Origin of the sequence: Actinospineispora spinosispora DSM 44797 (assembly GCF_000429025.1) — a bacterium.
Classification (GTDB): domain Bacteria; phylum Actinomycetota; class Actinomycetes; order Mycobacteriales; family Pseudonocardiaceae; genus Pseudonocardia; species Pseudonocardia spinosispora.
Map to the genome: position 1 here is coordinate 133,348 of NZ_AUBB01000027.1, position 19,376 is coordinate 152,723.

The window sequence follows — 19,376 nt, forward strand, 5'->3', positions numbered from 1 at the left end:
TCCCGAGATCACCAGTGATCCCACAGCGGGTCGGTGCACTGGTGGGCGTCGAGCCCGGTCGGCAGCCAGGGAGCGTTCGCGGCGGTGCTGATCGCCGAGTCGTCCTGCCCGATGTGCACGATCCGGTCGGCCAGCTGATCACCGTCGGTGTCGACCGCGAGCAGCACGCCGTCCGGGTCGGACAGCGGCACTGTGTCCGCGAGCCCGTTGTGGTCGGTGTCCACACCGTGAGCGGTGGTGATGCGCTCGTTCGGGTCCGGGGAGAACATCAGGCCACCGCGCGGGAAGACGCGTCCGCGAGCAACCGGTCCAGCTCGGCACCTGCCCGCCGCAGCTCGGTGAGCGGCTCGGAGTGATCGACCCGGCTCCGCTGCAGGACACGATGAGCCACGACCTCGTGCCGGCGTTGCTCGATGTCCAGCGCCACCGAACGTTCTCCGACATAACGCTCGACCAGCGGGGTCAGCCGCTGCTCGGTGAGCCGGACCCGTTCGGTCAACGTCGCCTCCACACCGATGCGCAGGTCGCCGACGACCTCGGCGACCCAGCAGCGCAACCGGGCGCGGTCGCTCATCGCACGTCGGCCCGCCACCACCAGCCAGGCCAGCCCGGCACCGATCCCCACCGCGAGCGGCACGGTCAGCGGACCGAGTGCCACCGGCAGCGCGTGCTCGGACGCCATCGCGGCCCGGCCGAGACCGAGACCGGCGGACGCGCCGAGCACCAGCATCAGCCGCGCCTCCACCACCCCGGTACGCAGGAGCGGTGTCCGCGGCCGGGGCGGTGCCGGTGTGCCCCGGTGTGCCGATGCGGCGACACCGAGACGTCCTTCGATGCCGTCCAGCGCCCGGTCGAACCCGGCGACCAGCTCCTCCGTCAACCGGATGCCTGCCGCGCCGAACCGGTCGGGGAAGGCGAGCCGACCGGCTCCGTCGAGCTGGTAGAGCTGCGCACCCGCGTCATCGCGCAGACGGCGCAACGCCTCGGCCGCGGTCGTCGACGCCACCGCTCTCGCCGCGGCCAGCTCTCCGCGCACCCGCTTGGGCAGCGTCCCCGCCGTCTCGCGACGGGCCGCGCCGAGGTCCTGCCGGTGCCGGCGCAGGGCTCGATCGACCGCGAGCTCGCGCTGCACCGCGTGCTCGCGGCGTGCCTCGCCCCGGTGGAGCTGCTCGTCGACACCGGTGCGCAGGACCCGAAGCGCGTTGCGTCCCGCGTCGGACGTCGCGCTCGCCGACAACGCGTCGACCAGGTCGTGCTGGCTGCCGGCGAGCACGTGCACCGGGTGGCCGGCAAGGCGGGGGACCTCGTGCGCGAGCCGCTCACCGTCACGCCAGCCGGTGTAGCGCGCCACCCCGGCCAATGCGAGATGGACCTCGTCGACCTCACCCGCCAGCTCACGAAACCTCGCCCAGTGCGGAGCGGCCATCGGTACGTCGGTGTGGAACACCCAGACGACCGCGCGGGTGTGGCGCAACAGCTCCTCGGCGGGTGGCGCCTCGACGGGGGCGCACACCGCCCTGCCCGGGACCCGGGCGGCCACGACCATCGCCAGCCGGCCCACCGACGGCACGTCCGGGCCGAGGATCAGCACGCCGTCCGGCGCCGAACCGGACAGTCGAGCCCTGACCCGTTCAGCGCGTTCCGGGTCGTGCCTGTGCAGGAGTTCCACGAGTTCGTCCACGCCGTGATGCTCGCCGACCCCTGCGCGCGGCGTACGGGTTTCGGGCACAAACGTTCACGGTTGCGAACGAACCCGGCCCCCCTGCCCGAAATCCCCCAACTCACACAGCGCGCTCGCGTCACCGGTGGGAACGGACCAGTCTCGCGTAGCCGCTACCGGCCGCCAGCAACAGCAGACCGGCACCGACGAACGCCGCCACCCTGGCCAGGCCGTCCAACGCGACCAGGTCGAACAGGAACAGCTTCGCCACGGCCGCCGCGACCAGCACCAGCCCGGCGACCCGCAACACCGGCCTGCGGATGCCCCGCGCCAGCAACGCGAGCGCGATGAGCGTCCAGGAGATCGTGACCAACGCGTGGCCGCCGACGAAACCGGCCTGACGAGGCACCGCCAGCAACGTGGCGGTCAGTACGACACCGGCCGCGCCGTACAGCCCGATCGCGCCGACCGGCGCCCACAGCCACGCCGACTCGACGTCCGCGCGTACCAGCCGCAGCCGGGAGCCCGCCACCAGCACGGCGATCGCGAGCAGCGTCACCAGCACCGACAGGGTCAATCCGGTCAGCAGCGCCGACGAGTTCGGGACGCCCTGCCAGGACAGGTACGGCTCGCTGGGGAACGTCACCAGCGCGCGGACCGGCGCGTCGTGGAACACCGCCAGCCCGAGGCCGATCACGCCGTAGAGACCGGCAGCCAGCAGCGGGCCGGTCCTGCCCAGGAGCCACGCGAGCACGGCCAGCACCAGCGCCTGGCCCAGCAGCACGCCGGTCAGACCGGCGCCGTGCACCGCGAGCGCGGTCGCCTGGAAGACAGCCACCCCACCGGCGACCGCCCCGGCGACCGCCACCGGCTTCGGCAGCCCGAGACGGCCACCCAGCCCGGCGATCGCCAGCAGCACGCACCCGACCGAACCGGCGAGGACCGCGCCCTGCCAGCCGTACCAGTCCTGCGCCATGCCGAGCGCCGGCAGCGGGGCAGCGACCAGGCGGGCGGCGCTGAAGCCCACCGCCCTGGCCTCGGTCACTCCGCGTGCGCTCAGTACCGCGAGCGCGGCACCGACCGCGAAGACCGCGAGCAACACGGTCGTGCTCGGCGCGCGGTCGTTCGACTCGGACAGCAACGCACCGAACACCGCGACCCAGCCGTACAGCACCGGGAACACCGACGCGACCAGCCCCAGCCACGTCCAGCCCCTGCGCACCACCGACGGCACCGCCGCGACCTGCGGGACCAGCACCAACGCGACCAGCAACGCCAGCGGACCGTCGTTGACGAACGGCAGCATCAGGCCGACTCCGACCACCACACCGCAGGCCAGCAGCTCGGAACGCCACCGGTCGGCCAGCGCGATACCCGCGACCGCGACCAGCAGCCCCAACGCCAGTCCGAGCGCGTGCGGGAGGTAGTCGTACTTCGCGGTCGCCGTGCCGACGTCCAGGTACAGCGCCGCGATGCCGGTCGCGGCCAGGGCGAGCGCCCCCGCCCGCCCGTCCTCGCGCCGGTGCAGCCGCGCCCCGATACCGACCAACGCGAGGCCGAGCGCCCCACCCAGCGCCAGCCGCAGCGGCACACCGAACCAGCCCCGGCTCGCCGCCAACGCCAGGAACAGCACCACCCCGACCAGCGTGATCGCGCCGCCGACCCAGGCGAGGATGTTCACCGCACTTTCTGGCCCGTTCCGCGCGGAGCCTCCGTCGTCGGCCGGGCGCACACTTGTCGTCGCCTCGGCAGCCGCCCTGACCGTCGGCGAGGCTGGTTGCGGACGTTCACCGCGCCGACCTTCGCCGGAACCGCTGTCGGAGACCGGCGGGAGCCCGGGCCGGGAGTGCGGCTGATCCGATTCGGTCACCCGCTCGATCTCCGGTTCGGCTCGCGCCGCCCAGGACGCCACCTCGGCCCGCGCCCGGTCCAGCCTGCCGGTCAGCTCGGCCAGCTCGTTCGCCAGCCCGGCGAGCTCGTGGGTGTCCAGCGGTGTGTGCGCCATAGCGCCCAGGGTGCACCGGGTGGCGCTCGCACGGATCCGTAGAACTACGGGGACGCCAGTATCGTTGCGCCGTGTCCGAAAGCGCCCTGTCCGAAACCGCCGTGCCCGAGACCGCTGTGCCCGAAACCGCTGTGCCCGAAACCGCCGAGCCCGAAACCGCCGAGCCCGAGACCGCCGAGCCCGAGACCGCCGAGCCCGAGACCGTCGAGTCCGACCCGGCCGAGGCCGACAGCGCGTTGGCACCGGGTCGTGGCGTGGTCAGCTTCGTGCACCGGGGCGGCCGGATGACCCACGGCCAGGATCACGCCTGGCGGCAGCACTGGGCCGAGTTCGGAATGGCGCTGACCCGCGAGCCCGGCACACCGCTGGACCTGCCCGGCTGGTTCGGCCGTACCGCGCCGGTCATCCTGGAGATCGGGTCCGGCATGGGGGAGTCCACCGCCGCGCTCGCCGCCGCCGCGCCGGACGTCGACCACCTGGCCGTCGAGGTCTACCAGCCGGGACTGGCGCAGCTGCTGATGCGCATCCGCGACAACGAGCTCGGTAACCTGCGGCTGATCAGGGGAGACGCCGTCCGGGTGCTCCAGGAATGTCTCGGCCCCGAGACGCTGGACGGCATCCGCGTGTACTTCTCCGACCCGTGGCCCAAGCGCAAACACCACAAGCGGCGGCTCATCCAGCCGGAGTTCGTCGCGTTGGCCGCCTCCCGGCTGCGCCCCGGCGGAACACTGCACCTGGCCACCGACTGGGAGAACTACGCCGAGCAGATGCTCGAGGTGTGCCAGGCCGAGCCGGCGCTGCGCAACACGCACACCGACTGGACACCCCGCCCGGACTGGCGTCCGCTGACCAAGTTCGAACAGCGCGCGGTCATCGAGGGCCGGGTCGTCCGTGATCTGATCTACGAGCGCGTCAGTCCGTGACCCCCGGCGGGTGCGACATCGACGGCACCGCGCGGCTGCGGCCCCGGAACTCGGCGATCACCGTGTCACCGCTGCGCACCGTCACGTCGTACACCCCGGAGCGCCCGGACTCGGACCGCAGCGTCGCCTCCGCCAGCAGCCGGTCACCCAGATGACCCGGGCGCAGGAAGACGATGTCGCCACCGGCCGCGACCGTGGGCGTGCCGAAACTGTTGCACGCGTAGGCGAACGCCGCGTCGGCCAGCAGGAACAGATAGCCGCCGTGGCAGATGCGGTGTCCGTTGACGTGCCGCTGCTCGACCGTCAGTGCGGTCACCGCGTGACCGGGTCCGACATCGACGAGCTCGACCCCGGCTCCCTGCGCCGCCGTGTCCGAAGCACGCATCGCCTCCGCGACCCGTCGCGCCAGCTGCTCTCGTTCGGCGGGAGTTCGCACATCGTCGGTCATCACCGCAGTCTGCCGGGGATCGCAATTTCGGGCGCGCCGAAAGGTTCCACACAGCAATGACTAGGGTCTACGCATGATTGAGGCCGAGTCTCCGACGGCTGGACGTGTCCTGTTGGTCTGGGACGCACCGAACATGGACATGAGCCTCGGCTCGCTGCTGGGCGCCCGGCCGACGGCCGCGTTCCGGCCGCGGTTCGACGCGGTCGGCAGATGGCTGCTCGACCTCGCCGACGAGGGCGTGGCCGAGGCGTGCGTGTTCACCAACGTGACCCCGGGCAGCACCGAGGTCGTGCGGCCCTGGGTCGAGGCGCTGCGCAACGTCGGTTTCGCGGTGTTCGCCAAGCCGAAGGTCACCGAGGACAGCGACATCGACTCGGACATGCTCGATCACATCGAGCTGCGCCGCGCCGAGGGTGGGCTGTCCCAGGTCGTCGTCGCCTCCGGCGACGGACGGGCGTTCCGTGGTCCGCTGGAGTCACTCGTGCACTCCGGTATCGGCGTCACGGTCATCGGGTTCCGCGAGTACGCACTGTTCGCGCAGGCGTCCGAGATTCTGCAGTTCCGAGACCTGGAGGACATCGAGGGTGTCTTCCGCGAACCGCTGCCCCGCATGACGCTGGACTCGCTGCCCGACGAGGGCGCCTGGCTGCCGCCGTTCCGTTCCCTGCGGTCACTGTTGGAGAAGCGATAGATGGTCAGGCTCACCGCACCGGTACTGCTGCCCTGCGACCCTGCCTGTTCGGTCATCCGTGACGGTGTGTTGGACATCGGCGCGGACGGCCGGATCCTGTGGTGCGGGCCGAGGTCCGAGGCCCCCGCCGCTCCGGATGCCGAGGTGCGGGAGCTGACCGGGATTCTGCTTCCCGGCCTGGTCAACGCGCATTGCCACACGCCGATGACGGTGCTGCGTGGTCTGGGTGGTGACCTGCCGCTCATGCGCTGGCTGCAGGAGGTGATGTGGCCGGCCGAGGGCCGCATGGACGCCGCCGACGTCCGCGCCGGGATGCTGCTGGGTTGTATCGAGATGCTGCGCGCCGGGGTCACCACGAGCGTGGAGATGTACTTCTACACCGACGCGGTCGCCGACGCTGCCCTGGACGCGGGCAGCAGGCTCGTGCTGACCCCCGGGATCATCGCGGTGCCCGGCTGGGACCGGCTGGGTACCTGGCAGCAGATGGCCGCGGAGGTCTCCGCCCGGATCGACGCGAACGGGCTGCGCTACGGGCCGGGTGAGCGCATCGAGCTGGGCTACGGCCCGCACGGCGCCTACACCTTGCCCGCCGAGGCGCTGCCCTCGGTCGCGGACGCCGCGCGAGAGCGGGGCGCGCTCATGCACATGCACCTGGCGGAGACCACGGTCGAGGACGCCGAGCAGCGCGCCCGGTACGGCTCGGTCCCCCGGATGCTCGAACAGCTGGGCGTCCTGGACCCCGCCCGCCCACTGCGGCTGCTGGCCGCGCACGGCGTGCACCTCGACGACGCCGACATCGCGCTGTTCGCCCGGCACCAGGTCACCGTCGCGCACTGCCCCGGCTCGAACGCGAAGCTGGCCGCCGGTACCGCGCGGGTTCCCGCGCTGCGCCGCGCCGGGGTGCCGCTCGCGCTGGGCACCGACGGTCCCGCCTCCTCGGACGACCTGGACATGTGGTCGGTCGCCAGGCTCACCGGCAGGATGGCACGGCTGGCCAGCGGCGACTCGGCCGAACTGACCGCCACCGACCTGCTGCTGCTGGCCACCCGCCACGGCGCCGCCGCGATCGGCCGCGACGACCTGGGCGCCCTGGAACCGGGCCGCTGGGCCGACGTCGTGCACGTGACCACCGACGATCCCGCGTTCCTGCACCTGGACGACGACACCCGGCTGATCTCCAACCTGGTCTGGGCGGGCGGCGCCCGCCTGGTCCGAGACGTCTGGGTGGCAGGCGAGCAGGTCATCGCCGACACCGAACCGACCAGGACGGACCGAGCTGAGGCCCAGTCCACGGCGCGGGCGGTCGCCGCCCGCCTGTGACCCGCGAGTCGGGGATGTAGGCACACCGAGTCGCGGGTGTCAGCACCCGTGGCCCGGTGTGCTGACATGCCCGACTCGGTGTGCTGAGAACCCCGACTCGCGGAGTTCGGTCAGCCCAGGAGCTTGTGCAGGTAGGGGTTGGTGAAGAGGCGGTTCGGGTCGAGACGGTTACGGACCTGTTGGAAGTCGGTGAGTTTCGGGTACGCCTCGGCGACCTTGGCGGCCGTCCAGGGGTGGCGTTTGCCCCAGTGGGGGCGACCGCCGTGCGCGCCGAGGACGTCGGCGGTCAGCTTCACCAGCGGCTCCGGGTCGGTCCCGGTCGCGGTGTGCACCGCGACCCAACCGGTCGGCCTGTCGTGCGCCGGATGCAGCCAGCCGCTCTCGGCGGGGCCGACGCGTACCTCGAGCGGGAAACCCACGTCCAGCCCACGGTCACTGATCGCGTCGAGAAGCTCGTGCACGCCGTCGGCCAGTGCTTCGCGCGGCAGGGCCCATTCGCTCTCGTCCCAGCGCACGATCGGCCGCGCCACCAGCACCCGGTGCGCCAGATCGGTGACCGAGCCCGAACCGTTGAAACGGGTGGCCGCGCGGTTGATGGTCGGCACGAGCCGGGGCACCGTGCGGCCCAGCGCAACACCGCCGCCGACAGCGGCCGACCGCACGACCCGACGCTCGAACGACCGCATCGCCGAGGGCGGCTGCGGTTGTTCGGTGACCTCGTCGGCCCAGCGGGCGAGCGCGTCCTGTGCGTACGGGAACACCGAGAACTCGGCCCAGCGATGCGCGTCGAGATAGTCCGGCGCCAGCGCCTCGTCGAGCGGCAATCGGGCCTGCGAGGCGCGCAGCACGAACGCGGGCAGCACCGCGAACTCCACCTCGGTGATCACCCCGAGCGCGCCGAGCCCGGTCCGCGCCGCGTCCAGCTCCGCCGAGGACACCTCTACCACGTTGCCCGTACCCTCGACCATCCGCAGGCCGGTGACCTGGGCGGACAGCGATCCGGTCCCGCTCATGCTGCCGTGGGTCCCGGTCGCGATCGCGCCGGCCACGGTCGGCGCGTCGACATCCGCCAGTGCCGCGAGTGCCAGGTCCCGCCCGGCAAGGACCGAGTTCAGCTCACCCAGCGTCGTCCCGGCCCGCACCCGGACACGGTCGCCCAGCACGCGCACGACACCGGTCAGCGCCGACAGATCGAGCGCGACGTCGTCGGTCAGCGCCAGCGGGCTGAACGAGTACCCGGACCCGACCGGACGCACCCGCTGACCACGCTCGGCCGCCCGACGCACCGCCGACCGGACGCCGGCCTCGTCCAACGGCCGAACCGTCGAGCTGGGTCGCCCCTGATAGCCACCCGACCAGTTCGTCCACATTCCGCTGAGTTTAGTGCGCTGTGCGCCCCGGAAGCGTGCTGAACGACTCCTAGGAGCGGAAGTACAGGGTTCCGTCGAGACTGCCGAGCGCCGAGCTGTCCAGCGCCGTGGTGCTCGCCGCGCTGGTGTCCTGTGCGCGGTGACCACCCACCGGCTCGCCGGCGAACTGCTGGCGGCCGACCTGCTGGCCGCCGCCGCGCGGACCGACGTTCTGACGGTTCACCGACATCGGCTCCGAGCGCTGCTGCGCGGGCTGCTCGGGGCGGTCCGACGCGAACTGCTGGCTCGCCACGGCGGCGGTACCCAGCGAGGACTCCACCGACCGGTCCTTGTACAGACCGCTGGTCGCGCGGCGCGCCGCGGCACCCAGCTCGACCTCCGGTGCGGCCTCGCCGTACGCGTAGAAGCCGGTGCCCCTGCTGCCCTCGGCCGGGCCGAGCGCGCCGATCGGTGGTCCATCGGACGGGCCCGTCGGTGCCGCGAGGGCAGCGACGTTTCCGGCGAGGAAGCCGTCCGAACCAGCGCTGTGCTGCTGGGCGCCGAACGTGGCGGGCTGGTTCACCGCCTGCTGGGGCGCCCCGAGCGGGTCGGTGCGCGGTGCCGCGCTGGTGGGGTTGATGTTGGCGCCGAACGCGAGAGCGTCCGCGTCCCGGGCCGGAGCGTCGAAGCTCGGCGCGCCGTGCCTGCCGCCGCTGGCGTCGCCGAAGGTCGACACCGCCCGCAACGGGCCCGAGGAGTCCGGCGCGGATCCGACCTGGAACCCGCCGTGGGTTCCGACGGGCTCCGGTTCCGCCCGGTAGCCGCCCGATCCGAGGACGTCCGGAACGGCCTGGTAGCCGCCGGTCCCGGTCATCTCAGCGACCAGCTGGTAGCCGTCGGTCCCGGTCATTTCGCCGGTCAGGCCCGGCCGGTACTCGGTCGCGGACTGCCGGCTCATCTCCGGGACGACCCGCAGACCGGAGCCCTGCTCGTTGTCGGGGCGACGCCTGCGACCACCGCCGCGCGGTCCGTCCTGAACCGGACGCTGGCCGATGCTGCCGATGATCTCCTCGACGCCCCGGTAACCACCGGGCTCACCGAGCGAGGAGGACTGCTCGGGTTCCGGCGCGGCGCGACGGCCGCCCGTGCTGGTGGCCGCGGCGTTCAGCGGGTCGAGTCCGGCCGGCTCCAACCGGGTCTGCTCCAGCTGGGCCGAGCCCAGGTTGGGCTGACCGAGATCCGACCGTCCCAGGTCCGACCGTCCCTGGCCCGTCGGCTCCGAGACGACACGCAGACCGACCGTGCCCTCCGAGTCCGCCGCGCTGACCGATCCCGGTGCGCCGATCGGGCCGGACGAGCTGACGGGGTTGAACCCCCCGCTGCCCAGGCTGTCGCCGAAACCGGAATCCTGCGCCGGGCGCGACGGCGCGTTCAGCGCGTCGAGCGACCCGCCGCTCCTCGGGAAACCGTCCATCGGGCCCGCCTGCGGACCGAGCGGCTGCGCGGGCGGCGGGAAGGGCTGCCGGTGTCCGCCGGACTGCTGGTTCAGCGGCGGCTGACCACCTCTCGGCTGACCCGGCTGCTGGCCGAACTGCATGGAGGAACCCGGCTGCGCCGGACGCGCGTGTCCGTTCAGCGGGGACTGGGCCGGCGGGGCCTGACCCAACGGCGACTGCCCCAGGGACGCCTGGTTCAGCGGACCGGCGGGCGGTGTGCGCGGGAAGTCACCCGAGAAGCCACCCAGGTCGGAGCCACGGTCCCGGCCGTCCGGTTTCGGCTCCGCGGACACCGGGACGAACGGTGGCACCGGACGCAACGCGGCGGCGGTACCGCTCACACCGATCAGACCTCCGGTGATCACTGCCGCGGCGAAACCCCGGTTCCCCGTGTTGTACATCCGGTCCTCCATTGCTGCCCAGACACCACTCGCCCGATCGTGCGTGCCCGACCAGTGGGAATTCGCGGCAGTGCACAGGGCGATGGACGCTCACCGAGTTCAACGCGTGGCCGCCAACCGAGTGATGGGCTCGACGGAGTGAGCCCGCGGCGCAGTTTGGTAACGATCCGTGACCGGTCCGTCCAATGCGTCGCATGTGTGTGAGAGAAGTCGGGAGTTCCGGACAGCCCACGGAACCGACGGGAGGATCAGCCGAGAGCCGTCGGCCAGTCACCGGCGCCCTCGACCGAACGCAGAACCCGGTGCCGTCCACCCGCGGGCTGGTGCACGGCGCGGTGCCCACCCCGATAGCCGGGCTCGGGCATGCGGTCGGGCCGCCTCAACGGGTCGGGGAGACGATCCTGCCGCGAGTGTGCGGCACGCCCGGCCGTTGATTCGGTACGCCCATTTGCCACCGGCCGCAGCATCATCCGGTTCGCGGACGGAGCCGGCACCGCCGCGGCGGGCAGCGGCGCGGCCAACGGGTCGCGATGGAAGTGCTCCAGCGGATCCGGCGAGGTCCGCTGCGGCTCCCGCTGCGCGGACGCCCATCGGCTCAACGCGTGAAAAATAGGGGTTAGCTCTGCTTCTTCGTTATGTAGTCCGTAATGCTGACCCAAGCCCGACTCAAACACAGGCGCGCGTACCTCCACCACTTCTCAGCTTCTGCCCCGAGCAACGGCCAGGGAGCGCGGAAGTTGCGGCCGTTCTCGGTAAGGTGTGCCGAACCAACGAAGGACCGCTCGATAGAGTGGCCTCTTTAGGATCGCTTCAGTACGCGTGCGGCCCCGCTGGCCGCCGTCGAGGCCAGGATCCACCCGACAACGACCAGGCTGCTGCTGATCCACTGAGACGCTCCCTGGGCACGCCAGTAGCCGTCCGCGCCCAGGTTGATGATCGGGATCAGGGTGTCGGCCGCGTACAGCCACGGGTTCCACACCGGGTTCTGACCGGAGTCGATCGGGGTCAGCGGATGCCCGGTGAACCACACACCGCCGAGTACCCAGAACAGGGACAGCCAACAGACCGCCAACCACGGACGGTAACCGAAGCCCACTGTCCACCGCTGCAGCTCGCCCCACACCCGGCCCGCTACCCCCAACGAGGCGTAGCGCCGCCGCTGCCGGACCATCTGCACCCGCTCGGCCTTCTCCTCCTCGCCGTCACCCCGGTAGGCGGCGGCGAGCTGCTCGTACGGCCCTGGCGCGTACACCGGCAACGCCCTGGTCAGCCAGCCCAGCCGGGTCGCCACGTCGATCTCGGTGCCCAGCGACTGGAACTCGAAGCCCTCCAGCTCCAGGCCGCCGGCGGCCTGCCACAGCTCCTCGTTGTCGGTGAACGAGCCGACGACGGCCTTGCTCAGCCGGACCCGGCCCGGCGGCGCCGAGCTGGGCCGAAGCGTCAGCTCGGGGGTGACCAGGCCGTACCCGTTGAACGCGAACTGCTCCGGTCTGCCGTCCGCCCCCACCGACACGTCGGAGATCACCACCGACTTCAGTACCTCGGCCGACCGCAGGCGGACGCCTCCCTCGGCTCGGAAGCCGTCGTTGCAGAACAGGTCCTTGCCGATCGTCGCGGCACGCAGGTCGAGCGACGGCTTGGCGCTGCCGTCCGGGCGCAACCTCGGCCGGACCAGCTGCGCCCCGGAACAGTCCAGCGACGACCCGATCCGCGCGCCCTGCAGCCGCACGGTGCCGGTGAAGCGTGCCTTGCGCAGGAACAGCATGCTGCCGACGGTCAGTGCATCGGCGAACAACGCATCGCCGCCGGGTGCGTTCAGCTCGATGCGCGACAGGCTGGCGCTGCCCCGGACCCTGGCGCCGGCCAGTCGTAGCTGACCGGTCACCCGCAGCGCACCGACACCGTCGTTGCGGCACTCCAGGTCGCCGCCGATCTCCATGCCGTCGCCGAGCAACGCCACCGCCGTCGAGGCCGGTGCGCCCTCCGGTACCCCTTCCGCGTAGCCCAGCTCGGCACCGGACAGCCGCACGTAGCCGCCGACCGCCGCGTTCGGCAGCCGCACCGTGCCGGACGAATGGAAACCGTCGTCCAGCTCCAGGTTCCCCTCCACCCGGATCCGGTCCGCGACCAGGCAGGCGGCGGCATCGATGATGCCGCGCGGCACCAGCCGCATGCTCTGCTCCACGGTGTCCGCGCGGTCCTCGGCTCCGCCGTCCGCCACTGACCCGTCGTCACCTGGTGGCCGCTCCGGTCCCAGGACAGGCAGCTCACGGCGAATCTGGGCGCCGGACAGCACGAGGTCGCCGCTGATCCGCGCGCCGGCGAGCAACATGCGGCCCTCGCTGACGAACCGGTCCTCCGGATCCGAGCTGACCACACTCGCCCGCCTACCGAACCGGTCGGCGAGGAAAGTGCCGGACACGTCTATGCCGTTGGCGTCCAACGTGTCGCCGCCCGAGTTCACCAGGCGGGAGCCGCCCAGGTTCACGTTGCCGATCACCCGCGCACCCGGAATGCGAATCTCACCCTCGGTGCGCATCTGCCTGGCGTAGAGCGCCCCCCGCACCTCCAGACGTTCACCGAACAGCGCGTAACCGCCGGGCACGCGCAACGTCGCGCGGTCGAGACGCAGGGTGCCGCCGACCTGCGCGTCGTTGAGCCGGACGGTGCCGTCGCTGACCAGACCGGTGAGCCGCAGGTTCGCCGCGACGCGCAGGTTCGCCCCGTTGAGCCCCGGCAGCCGGCAGTCCAGCAGCGACAGGCCCTCCAGGTGGGCCATCTCCAGATCCGGTGCCTCGTCGAACTCGCACGCGGTGAGCCACAGCGGTGTGCTGACCATCGCGCCGGCCAGGCGCAGCTCGCCGACGATCCGTACTCCGGCCAGCCAGGCGGCGGGGACCGCGCGGCGCGCGGCCCGGTCCTCGGTGAGGAGTTCGGCAAGCGTGTCGGCGCGCAGCTCCGGCAGTGCACCGCCCCGGGTGCCCCGCAGATCGAGCGGCTCACCGGCCCTGAACCTCTTGCGCACGGCGTCGTCCACCCGAGTCATGGCCTGGTCCTATCACGATCACGGTCGACACCGGGTCGTTATCCGAAATCCCAGGCCGAATCGATCAACCGACTACCCTTCGGGACGTGGACCCCAACGGCACCAACTCCGAGGAAGTTCCGCCGCCCGGCAAACCGCACCTCGTGGTGCCCACGGGCCTGCGGGTGGCATCGGAGATCTGCGCCCGGTTCCTGGTGATCGCCGTCGCGTTGGCGGCGGTGATCTTCATCCTGATCGAGCTGCGGATCGTCGTGATCCCGGTGGCCATCGCGCTGCTGATCGCCGCGTTGCTCGCGCCGCTGGTCAACTCCGCGATGACGCACGCGAAGCTGCCCAGGGGCATCGCCACCGGGCTGGTGCTGGTCGGGGGCATGGCGCTGTTCGGCGCGGTCATGTCGTTCGTGATCAACGCGTTCATCGCGGGTCTGCCGGACCTGCAGGCCAAGCTGGTCCAGAGCTACGAGATCACCATCAAGCCGCTGCTGGCCGGGAAGCCGCTGCGGATTCCGCTCGCCAAGCTCAACGACCTGCCCGGTGAGCTGCAGCGGTCACTGGCCGCCAACGCGGACGCGATCACCACCGGGGCGCTGACCACGGCCGCGACGCTGTCCGAGGTCGTGTCCGCGCTGCTGCTCGGGCTGTTCGTGCTGATCTTCTTCCTGTACGACGGCAGCCAGATCTGGCACTTCCTGCTGCGCGGCATCCCCCTGGCACAGCGCAACCGGGTGGACATCGCCGGGCAGCGTGGTTTCGCGTCGCTCGTCGGCTACACGCGCGCCACGGCGGTCGTCGCGGTGGTGGACGCGCTCGCCATCGGTGTCGGGCTGTGGATCATCGGGGTGCCGCTCGTGGTCCCGCTGGCCGCGTTGGTGTTCCTCGGCGCGTTCATCCCGGTGGTCGGGGCGGTGCTGTCCGGTTTCGTCGCGGTCGCCGTGGCGCTCGTGGCGAACGGACCGATCCCAGCACTGATCGTGCTCGCCGTGATCATCGGGGTGGTGCAGCTGGAGAGCCACGTGCTGCAGCCGCTCCTCATGGGGCGCGCCGTGCAGCTGCATCCCTTGGCCGTCGTGCTGTCGGTGGCCGGCGGGGTCGTGGTGGCCGGGGTGATCGGGGCGTTGCTGGCGGTGCCGCTGGCCGCCGTCATCGCCGCCGCCGTGCGGTCGCTGGCCTCGCCGGACGAACCGCAGCCCCGGGACGTCAACCCGTTGGACCCGGACTTCGCCAAGGCCGGGCCCGGGGACCCCGCCGCTCGGCGGCGGCTGTTGCGAATCGCCACCGGAATAGTCCGCCGCCCCCGCAAGTAGCCCTCGTGAGTGATGAGGGCGTCTACCCCGAAGGGGCGCGAAGCGTAGCCGGTCTACGCACTCACGACACGCTTTTCGTCGTGAGTGCGTAGACCGGCTATAGGCGGCCTCAGCACTCACGAGGACCCCGAGGCAGTGCACTCTCTGCACGCGGTCGGGACCACAGACCCCGAGGCAGTGCACTCTCCCGAGGCGCAACCCCGTACCCGACTCCAAGGCATCTCGGCTTCGCCGTCGACTCGTGAGTGGCAAGGGCGCCTATAGGCGCCCGGAACACTCACGACGAAAAGCGTGTCGTGAGTGCTCCGAGCGCCTACGCCTTCGGCGCCCCTCCGGGGTAGACACCCTTGCCACTCACGGTTGTCAGAGGGCTTCGTCTAGGGCTTCCACTGTTTTGAGGTCGAGCTTCAGGGGGGCTGCCGCGCAGTTCTCCTCCAGGTGGGCGACCGTGGAGGTGCCGGGGATCGGCAGCATGCGGGACGAGCGCTGCAGCAGCCAGGCCAGGGCGATCTGGGCGGAGGTCGCGCCGAGACGCTCGGCCGCCTCGTAGGCGGCGCCGCCCGGCTTGGCCAGGTCACCGGCGTCGATCGGGGCCCACGGGATGAACGCGATGTTGCGCTCGGTGCAGTAGCGCAGCACGTCGTCGGACTTGCGGTCGATGAGGTTGTAGCGGTTCTGCACCGACGCGATGTCGACGATCTCGGCGGCCTCGGTGATCGTGTCGACGCACACCTCGGACAGCCCGACCAGGCGAATCTTGCCTTCCTTCTGCAGGTCGGCGAGCACGCCGAACTGGTCGGCGGCGGGCACCGTCGGGTCGACGCGGTGCAGCTGGAACAGGTCGATCCGCTCGACGCCGAGGCGGCGCAGGCTCATCTCGCACTGCTGGCGCAGGTAGTCGGGGCGGCCGAAGGCGTGGAACTCGTCCGGTCCGGTGCGCAGCAACCCGGCCTTCGTGGCCAGCACGAGCTCCTCCGGATACGGGTACAGCGCTTCCCGGATCAGCTCCTCGCTGATGTTCGGGCCGTAGGAGTCGGCGGTGTCGATCAGGTTGACGCCGAGCTCGACAGCGCGCCGCAGCACCCGGATGGCCTCGTCGTGATCGGCGGGCGGCCCCCAGACGCCGGGCCCGGTGATCCGCATGGCGCCGAACCCGAGACGGTTGACCGACAGGGCGTCGCCCAGCCGAAGTTGACCGCTCTGTACAGCTGGGCGGTCGTCCACGGCGGTAGCTGAGGTGCTCACAAATATCTCCCCCGGAGACAGGTCGAACGTTGGTTGAATTAACAAGCGTGGCAGGTGGTGCGAGGGCCCGGCTCGCGTTCGTGACGAGTCAGACACGCCTAGTGCTGTGAAAGGGGTCGCATGACCCGCTGGGGGTTTCCGCACGGTAAAAACAAGCAAGCGTGCTTGATTGTTCTAGGTACCACTGGCACTCTTTCCTCCCGTGGGAACAACACTGCGCATCGGTAACGCATCCGGTTTCTACGGTGATCGCTTCGCCGCGGTGCGGGAGATGCTGACCGGCGGGCCACTCGATGTGCTCACCGGCGACTATCTCGCCGAGCTGACGATGCTGATCCTCGGCAGGGACCGGCTGAAGAACCCGGACGCCGGCTACGCGCGCACCTTCCTGCGCCAGATGGAGGAAGGTCTCGGGCTCGCCGTCGACAACGGCGTCCGGATCGTCACGAACGCGGGCGGTCTCAACCCCGCGGGGCTGGCGGACGCACTGCGCGCACTGGCCGACAAGCTCGGCATCACGGTCCGGATCGCGCACGTCGAAGGTGACGACCTCGGTCCGAGGGCCGCCGAGCTGGGTCTCGGCCGGCCGCTGACCGCCAACGCCTACCTCGGCGCGTGGGGTGTCGCGGACTGTCTGCTCGCCGGCGCCGACGTCGTGGTGACCGGGCGGGTGACCGACGCGTCGCTCGTCGTCGGACCGGCCGCCGCGCACCACGGCTGGCGGCGCACCGACCACGACGCGTTGGCCGGCGCGGTCGTCGCGGGCCACGTCCTGGAGTGCGGCGCGCAGGCGACCGGCGGCAACTACTCGTTCTTCACCGAGCACGACCTGGGCGTTCCCGGTTTCCCGATCGCCGAGATCGACGCCGACGGCAGCAGCGTCATCACCAAGCACGAGGGAACCGGCGGTGTCGTCACGACCGAGACGGTCACCGCGCAGCTGCTCTATGAGATCGGCGGCGCCCGCTATGCGGGACCGGACGTGACCACCCGGTTCGACTCGTTCGAGCTGGAGCAGCAGGGGCCGGACCGGGTCCGGATCAGCGGTGTTCGTGGTGAGGCGCCGCCGCCGACGCTCAAGGTCTGCCTCAACGCACTCGGCGGCCACCGCAACGAGATGACCTTCGTGCTGACCGGCCCGGACATCGACGCGAAGGCCGCGCTGGTCCGGTCGCAGCTGGAGGCCGGCATGCCGAAACGGCCGGAGGAGGTGCGCTGGACGCTCGCTCGCACCGATCACCCGGAGCGCGCGGACAGCTCCGAGCAGGAGGCCAGCGCCCTGCTGCACTGCGCGGTGCGGGACAGCGACCCGAACGTGGCGGGCCGGGGGTTCAGTGCGGCCGCGATCGAGCTGGCGCTGGCCAGCTACCCCGGCTTCCACACCACCGCGCCGCCGTCGAACGGTTCCCCGTACGGCGTCTACACCGCCGCCTACGTGCCCGCGGACGACGTTGCGCACATCGCGGTGCTGCCCGACGGGAGCCGGACCGACATCGCGGTGGCCGAGGACACCTCGGCACTGCGACCGGTGGACAACCCGCCGTTGCCGCCTCCGCTGCCGGACGGGCCGACGAAGCGCGCGCAGCTGGGCGCGGTGCTCGGCGCGCGGTCCGGCGACAAGGGCGGCGACGCGAACCTGGGCGTCTGGGCGCGCTCCGACCAGGGCTGGCGGTGGCTGGCGAACTCGCTGACCGTCGAGCGGTTCCAGGAGCTGCTGCCGGAGACCGCCCCGCTCACCGTCACCCGACACCTGCTGCCGAACCTGCGCGCGGTCAACTTCGTGGTCGAGGGGCTGCTGGACGCCGGCGTGGCGTCGCAGGCCCGGTTCGACCCGCAGGCCAAGGGCCTGGGTGAGTGGCTGCGCGGCCGAGTCGTCGACATCCCGGAGGTACTGCTGTGACTGATTCTGCTGGGACCCTCGAAGCCGCGCCACCCGACAACCGCGACTCGATGCTGACCAAGCTCGCCGAGCTGCGTACCGAGCAGGAGAAAGCGGTCGCGGGCGGCGGTCCGAAGTACACCGAGCGGCACCGCAAGCGCGGCAAGCTACTGGCCCGCGAACGCATCGAGCTGCTGATCGACGAGGACTCGCCGTTCCTGGAGCTGTCCCCGCTCGCCGCGTACGGCACGAGCTACCCGGTCGGCGGCAGTGTGGTCACCGGCATCGGGGTCATCGAAGGCGTCGAGTGCATGCTCATCGCCAGCGACCCGACGGTGAAGGGCGGCTCGATCAACCCGTCCGGGATGAAGAAGGGCCTGCGCGCCGCCGAGATCGCCGAGCAGAACCGGCTGCCGCTGATCAACCTGGTCGAGTCGGGCGGCGCGGACCTGCCGACGCAGAAGGACATCTTCATCCCCGGCGGGAAGACCTTCCGGAACCTGACCCGCTCCAGCGCGGCGCGGGTTCCGACGATCGCGCTGGTGTTCGGCAGCTCGACGGCCGGCGGTGCGTACCTGCCCGGCATGTCCGACTACGTCGTGATGGTCGCCGAGCGCGCCAAGGTGTTCCTCGGCGGTCCGCCGCTGGTCAAGATGGCGACCGGCGAGGAGGCCGACGACGAGGAGCTGGGCGGCGCCGAGATGCACGCCCGCACCTCCGGGCTCGCCGACTACCTGGCGGTCGACGAGCAGGACGCGATCCGGCTCGGGCGACGCATCGTGGCACGGCTGAACTGGCGCAAGCACGGCCCGAGCCCTCGTTCCGACTACGCCGAGCCGGTGCTGGACGGCGAGGAGCTGCTGGACATCGTGCCGTCCGACCTGAAGGTCCCGTTCGATCCGCGTGACGTGATCCGGCGGATCGTCGACGGCTCCGAGTTCGACGAGTTCAAGCCGCTGTACGGATCGTCGCTGGTCACCGGATGGGCGCAGCTGCACGGCTACCCGATCGGCATCCTCGCCAACGCCCAGGGTGTGCTGTTCAGCTCCGAGTCGCAGAAGGCCGCGCAGTTCATCCAGCTGGCCAACCAGATCGACACACCGCTGCTGTTCCTGCACAACACGACCGGCTACATGGTCGGGCGCGACTACGAGCGCGGCGGCATCATCAAGCACGGCTCGATGATGATCAACGCGGTGTCCAACTCGACGGTCCCGCACCTGTCGGTGCTGATGGGCGCGTCCTACGGCGCCGGGCACTACGGCATGTGCGGACGGGCCTACGACCCCCGGTTCCTGTTCGCGTGGCCGAGCGCGAAGTCGGCGGTCATGGGACCGGCGCAGCTCGCCGGCGTGCTGTCCATCGTGGCGCGGGCCGCGGCGGCCGCACGGGGCGCCGAGTACAGCGAGGAGAACGACGCGGCCATGCGCGCGATGGTCGAAGGTCAGATCGAGGCGGAGTCGATGCCGATGTTCCTGTCCGGAATGCTCTACGACGACGGCATCATCGATCCGCGCGATACCCGAACCGTGCTGGGACTGTGCCTATCGGTTGTGCACAACGCCCCGGTACGCGGCACCGACGCCTTCGGCGTCTTCCGGATGTGAGT

Annotated in this window: 15 protein-coding genes; 6 read left to right on the forward strand and 9 right to left on the reverse strand. The window is 71.4% G+C overall.

Annotated features, from left to right (window positions below):
• Positions 1-8 precede the first annotated feature (8 nt).
• From G406_RS46740 to G406_RS0113775, 3 genes are all read right to left on the reverse strand, one after another.
• Entirely contained in the window at positions 9-269 is a 261-nt protein-coding gene (locus G406_RS46740; RefSeq protein ID WP_037076469.1) for a hypothetical protein, read from the reverse strand.
• Positions 269-1,681 (reverse strand): hypothetical protein, encoded by a 1,413-nt coding sequence (locus G406_RS0113770; RefSeq protein ID WP_028934294.1) that lies wholly within the window; start codon positions 1,679-1,681, stop codon positions 269-271. The genes G406_RS46740 and G406_RS0113770 overlap by 1 nt, the downstream gene beginning before the upstream one ends.
• Before the next feature lie 118 nt (positions 1,682-1,799).
• A complete protein-coding gene (locus G406_RS0113775) occupies positions 1,800-3,665 on the reverse strand; it encodes a DUF2339 domain-containing protein (RefSeq protein ID WP_051342062.1) in 1,866 nt (621 codons plus the stop codon).
• Positions 3,666-3,901: 236 nt separating this feature from the next.
• On the opposite strand from G406_RS0113775, the gene trmB reads away from it, so the two are divergent.
• Positions 3,902-4,588: a tRNA (guanosine(46)-N7)-methyltransferase TrmB gene (gene trmB / locus G406_RS0113780; RefSeq protein ID WP_028934296.1), complete on the forward strand. Its 687-nt coding sequence runs from the start codon at positions 3,902-3,904 to the stop codon at positions 4,586-4,588.
• Here the strand turns inward: trmB and paaI are convergent.
• Positions 4,578-4,973, reverse strand: coding sequence for a hydroxyphenylacetyl-CoA thioesterase PaaI (gene paaI, locus G406_RS0113785; protein ID WP_211241141.1), 396 nt, complete (start codon positions 4,971-4,973; stop codon positions 4,578-4,580). The genes trmB and paaI overlap by 11 nt on opposite strands.
• A 136-nt stretch (positions 4,974-5,109) precedes the next feature.
• On the opposite strand from paaI, the gene G406_RS0113790 reads away from it, so the two are divergent.
• Together G406_RS0113790 and G406_RS0113795 are read left to right on the forward strand one after the other, a co-directional pair.
• Complete coding sequence (locus G406_RS0113790) at positions 5,110-5,727, forward strand: NYN domain-containing protein (protein ID WP_028934298.1); 618 nt, start codon at positions 5,110-5,112, stop codon at positions 5,725-5,727.
• A complete protein-coding gene (locus G406_RS0113795) occupies positions 5,728-7,047 on the forward strand; it encodes an amidohydrolase family protein (RefSeq protein WP_028934299.1) in 1,320 nt (439 codons plus the stop codon).
• A 110-nt stretch (positions 7,048-7,157) separates the two neighbouring features.
• On the opposite strand, the gene G406_RS0113800 is transcribed toward G406_RS0113795, so the two are convergent.
• From G406_RS0113800 to G406_RS0113815, 4 genes are all read right to left on the reverse strand, one after another.
• On the reverse strand, positions 7,158-8,417 hold the full coding sequence (locus G406_RS0113800) for a D-arabinono-1,4-lactone oxidase (RefSeq protein ID WP_028934300.1): 1,260 nt from the start codon (positions 8,415-8,417) through the stop codon (positions 7,158-7,160).
• 49 nt (positions 8,418-8,466) lie between these two features.
• Entirely contained in the window at positions 8,467-10,293 is a 1,827-nt protein-coding gene (locus tag G406_RS0113805; RefSeq protein ID WP_156934849.1) for a hypothetical protein, read from the reverse strand.
• Positions 10,294-10,541: 248 nt separating this feature from the next.
• A complete protein-coding gene (locus G406_RS0113810; RefSeq protein ID WP_028934302.1) occupies positions 10,542-10,892 on the reverse strand; it encodes a hypothetical protein in 351 nt (116 codons plus the stop codon).
• Between the two features lie 200 nt (positions 10,893-11,092).
• Positions 11,093-13,339, reverse strand: coding sequence for a hypothetical protein (locus G406_RS0113815; RefSeq protein ID WP_028934303.1), 2,247 nt, complete (start codon positions 13,337-13,339; stop codon positions 11,093-11,095).
• 86 nt (positions 13,340-13,425) lie between these two features.
• Between G406_RS0113815 and G406_RS46745 the strand changes: the two genes are divergently transcribed.
• Positions 13,426-14,643, forward strand: coding sequence for an AI-2E family transporter (locus G406_RS46745; protein WP_051342064.1), 1,218 nt, complete (start codon positions 13,426-13,428; stop codon positions 14,641-14,643).
• 363 nt (positions 14,644-15,006) lie between these two features.
• On the opposite strand, the gene G406_RS0113825 is transcribed toward G406_RS46745, so the two are convergent.
• Positions 15,007-15,888, reverse strand: a complete 882-nt coding sequence (locus G406_RS0113825) for an aldo/keto reductase (protein ID WP_028934304.1) — start codon at positions 15,886-15,888, stop codon at positions 15,007-15,009.
• Between the two features lie 202 nt (positions 15,889-16,090).
• On the opposite strand from G406_RS0113825, the gene G406_RS0113830 reads away from it, so the two are divergent.
• Both G406_RS0113830 and G406_RS0113835 read left to right on the forward strand, forming a co-directional pair.
• On the forward strand, positions 16,091-17,788 hold the full coding sequence (locus tag G406_RS0113830; protein ID WP_037076472.1) for an acyclic terpene utilization AtuA family protein: 1,698 nt from the start codon (positions 16,091-16,093) through the stop codon (positions 17,786-17,788).
• A 50-nt stretch (positions 17,789-17,838) separates the two neighbouring features.
• Positions 17,839-19,374: an acyl-CoA carboxylase subunit beta gene (locus tag G406_RS0113835; RefSeq protein ID WP_051342065.1), complete on the forward strand. Its 1,536-nt coding sequence runs from the start codon at positions 17,839-17,841 to the stop codon at positions 19,372-19,374.
• The last annotated feature ends 2 nt before the right edge of the window (positions 19,375-19,376 follow it).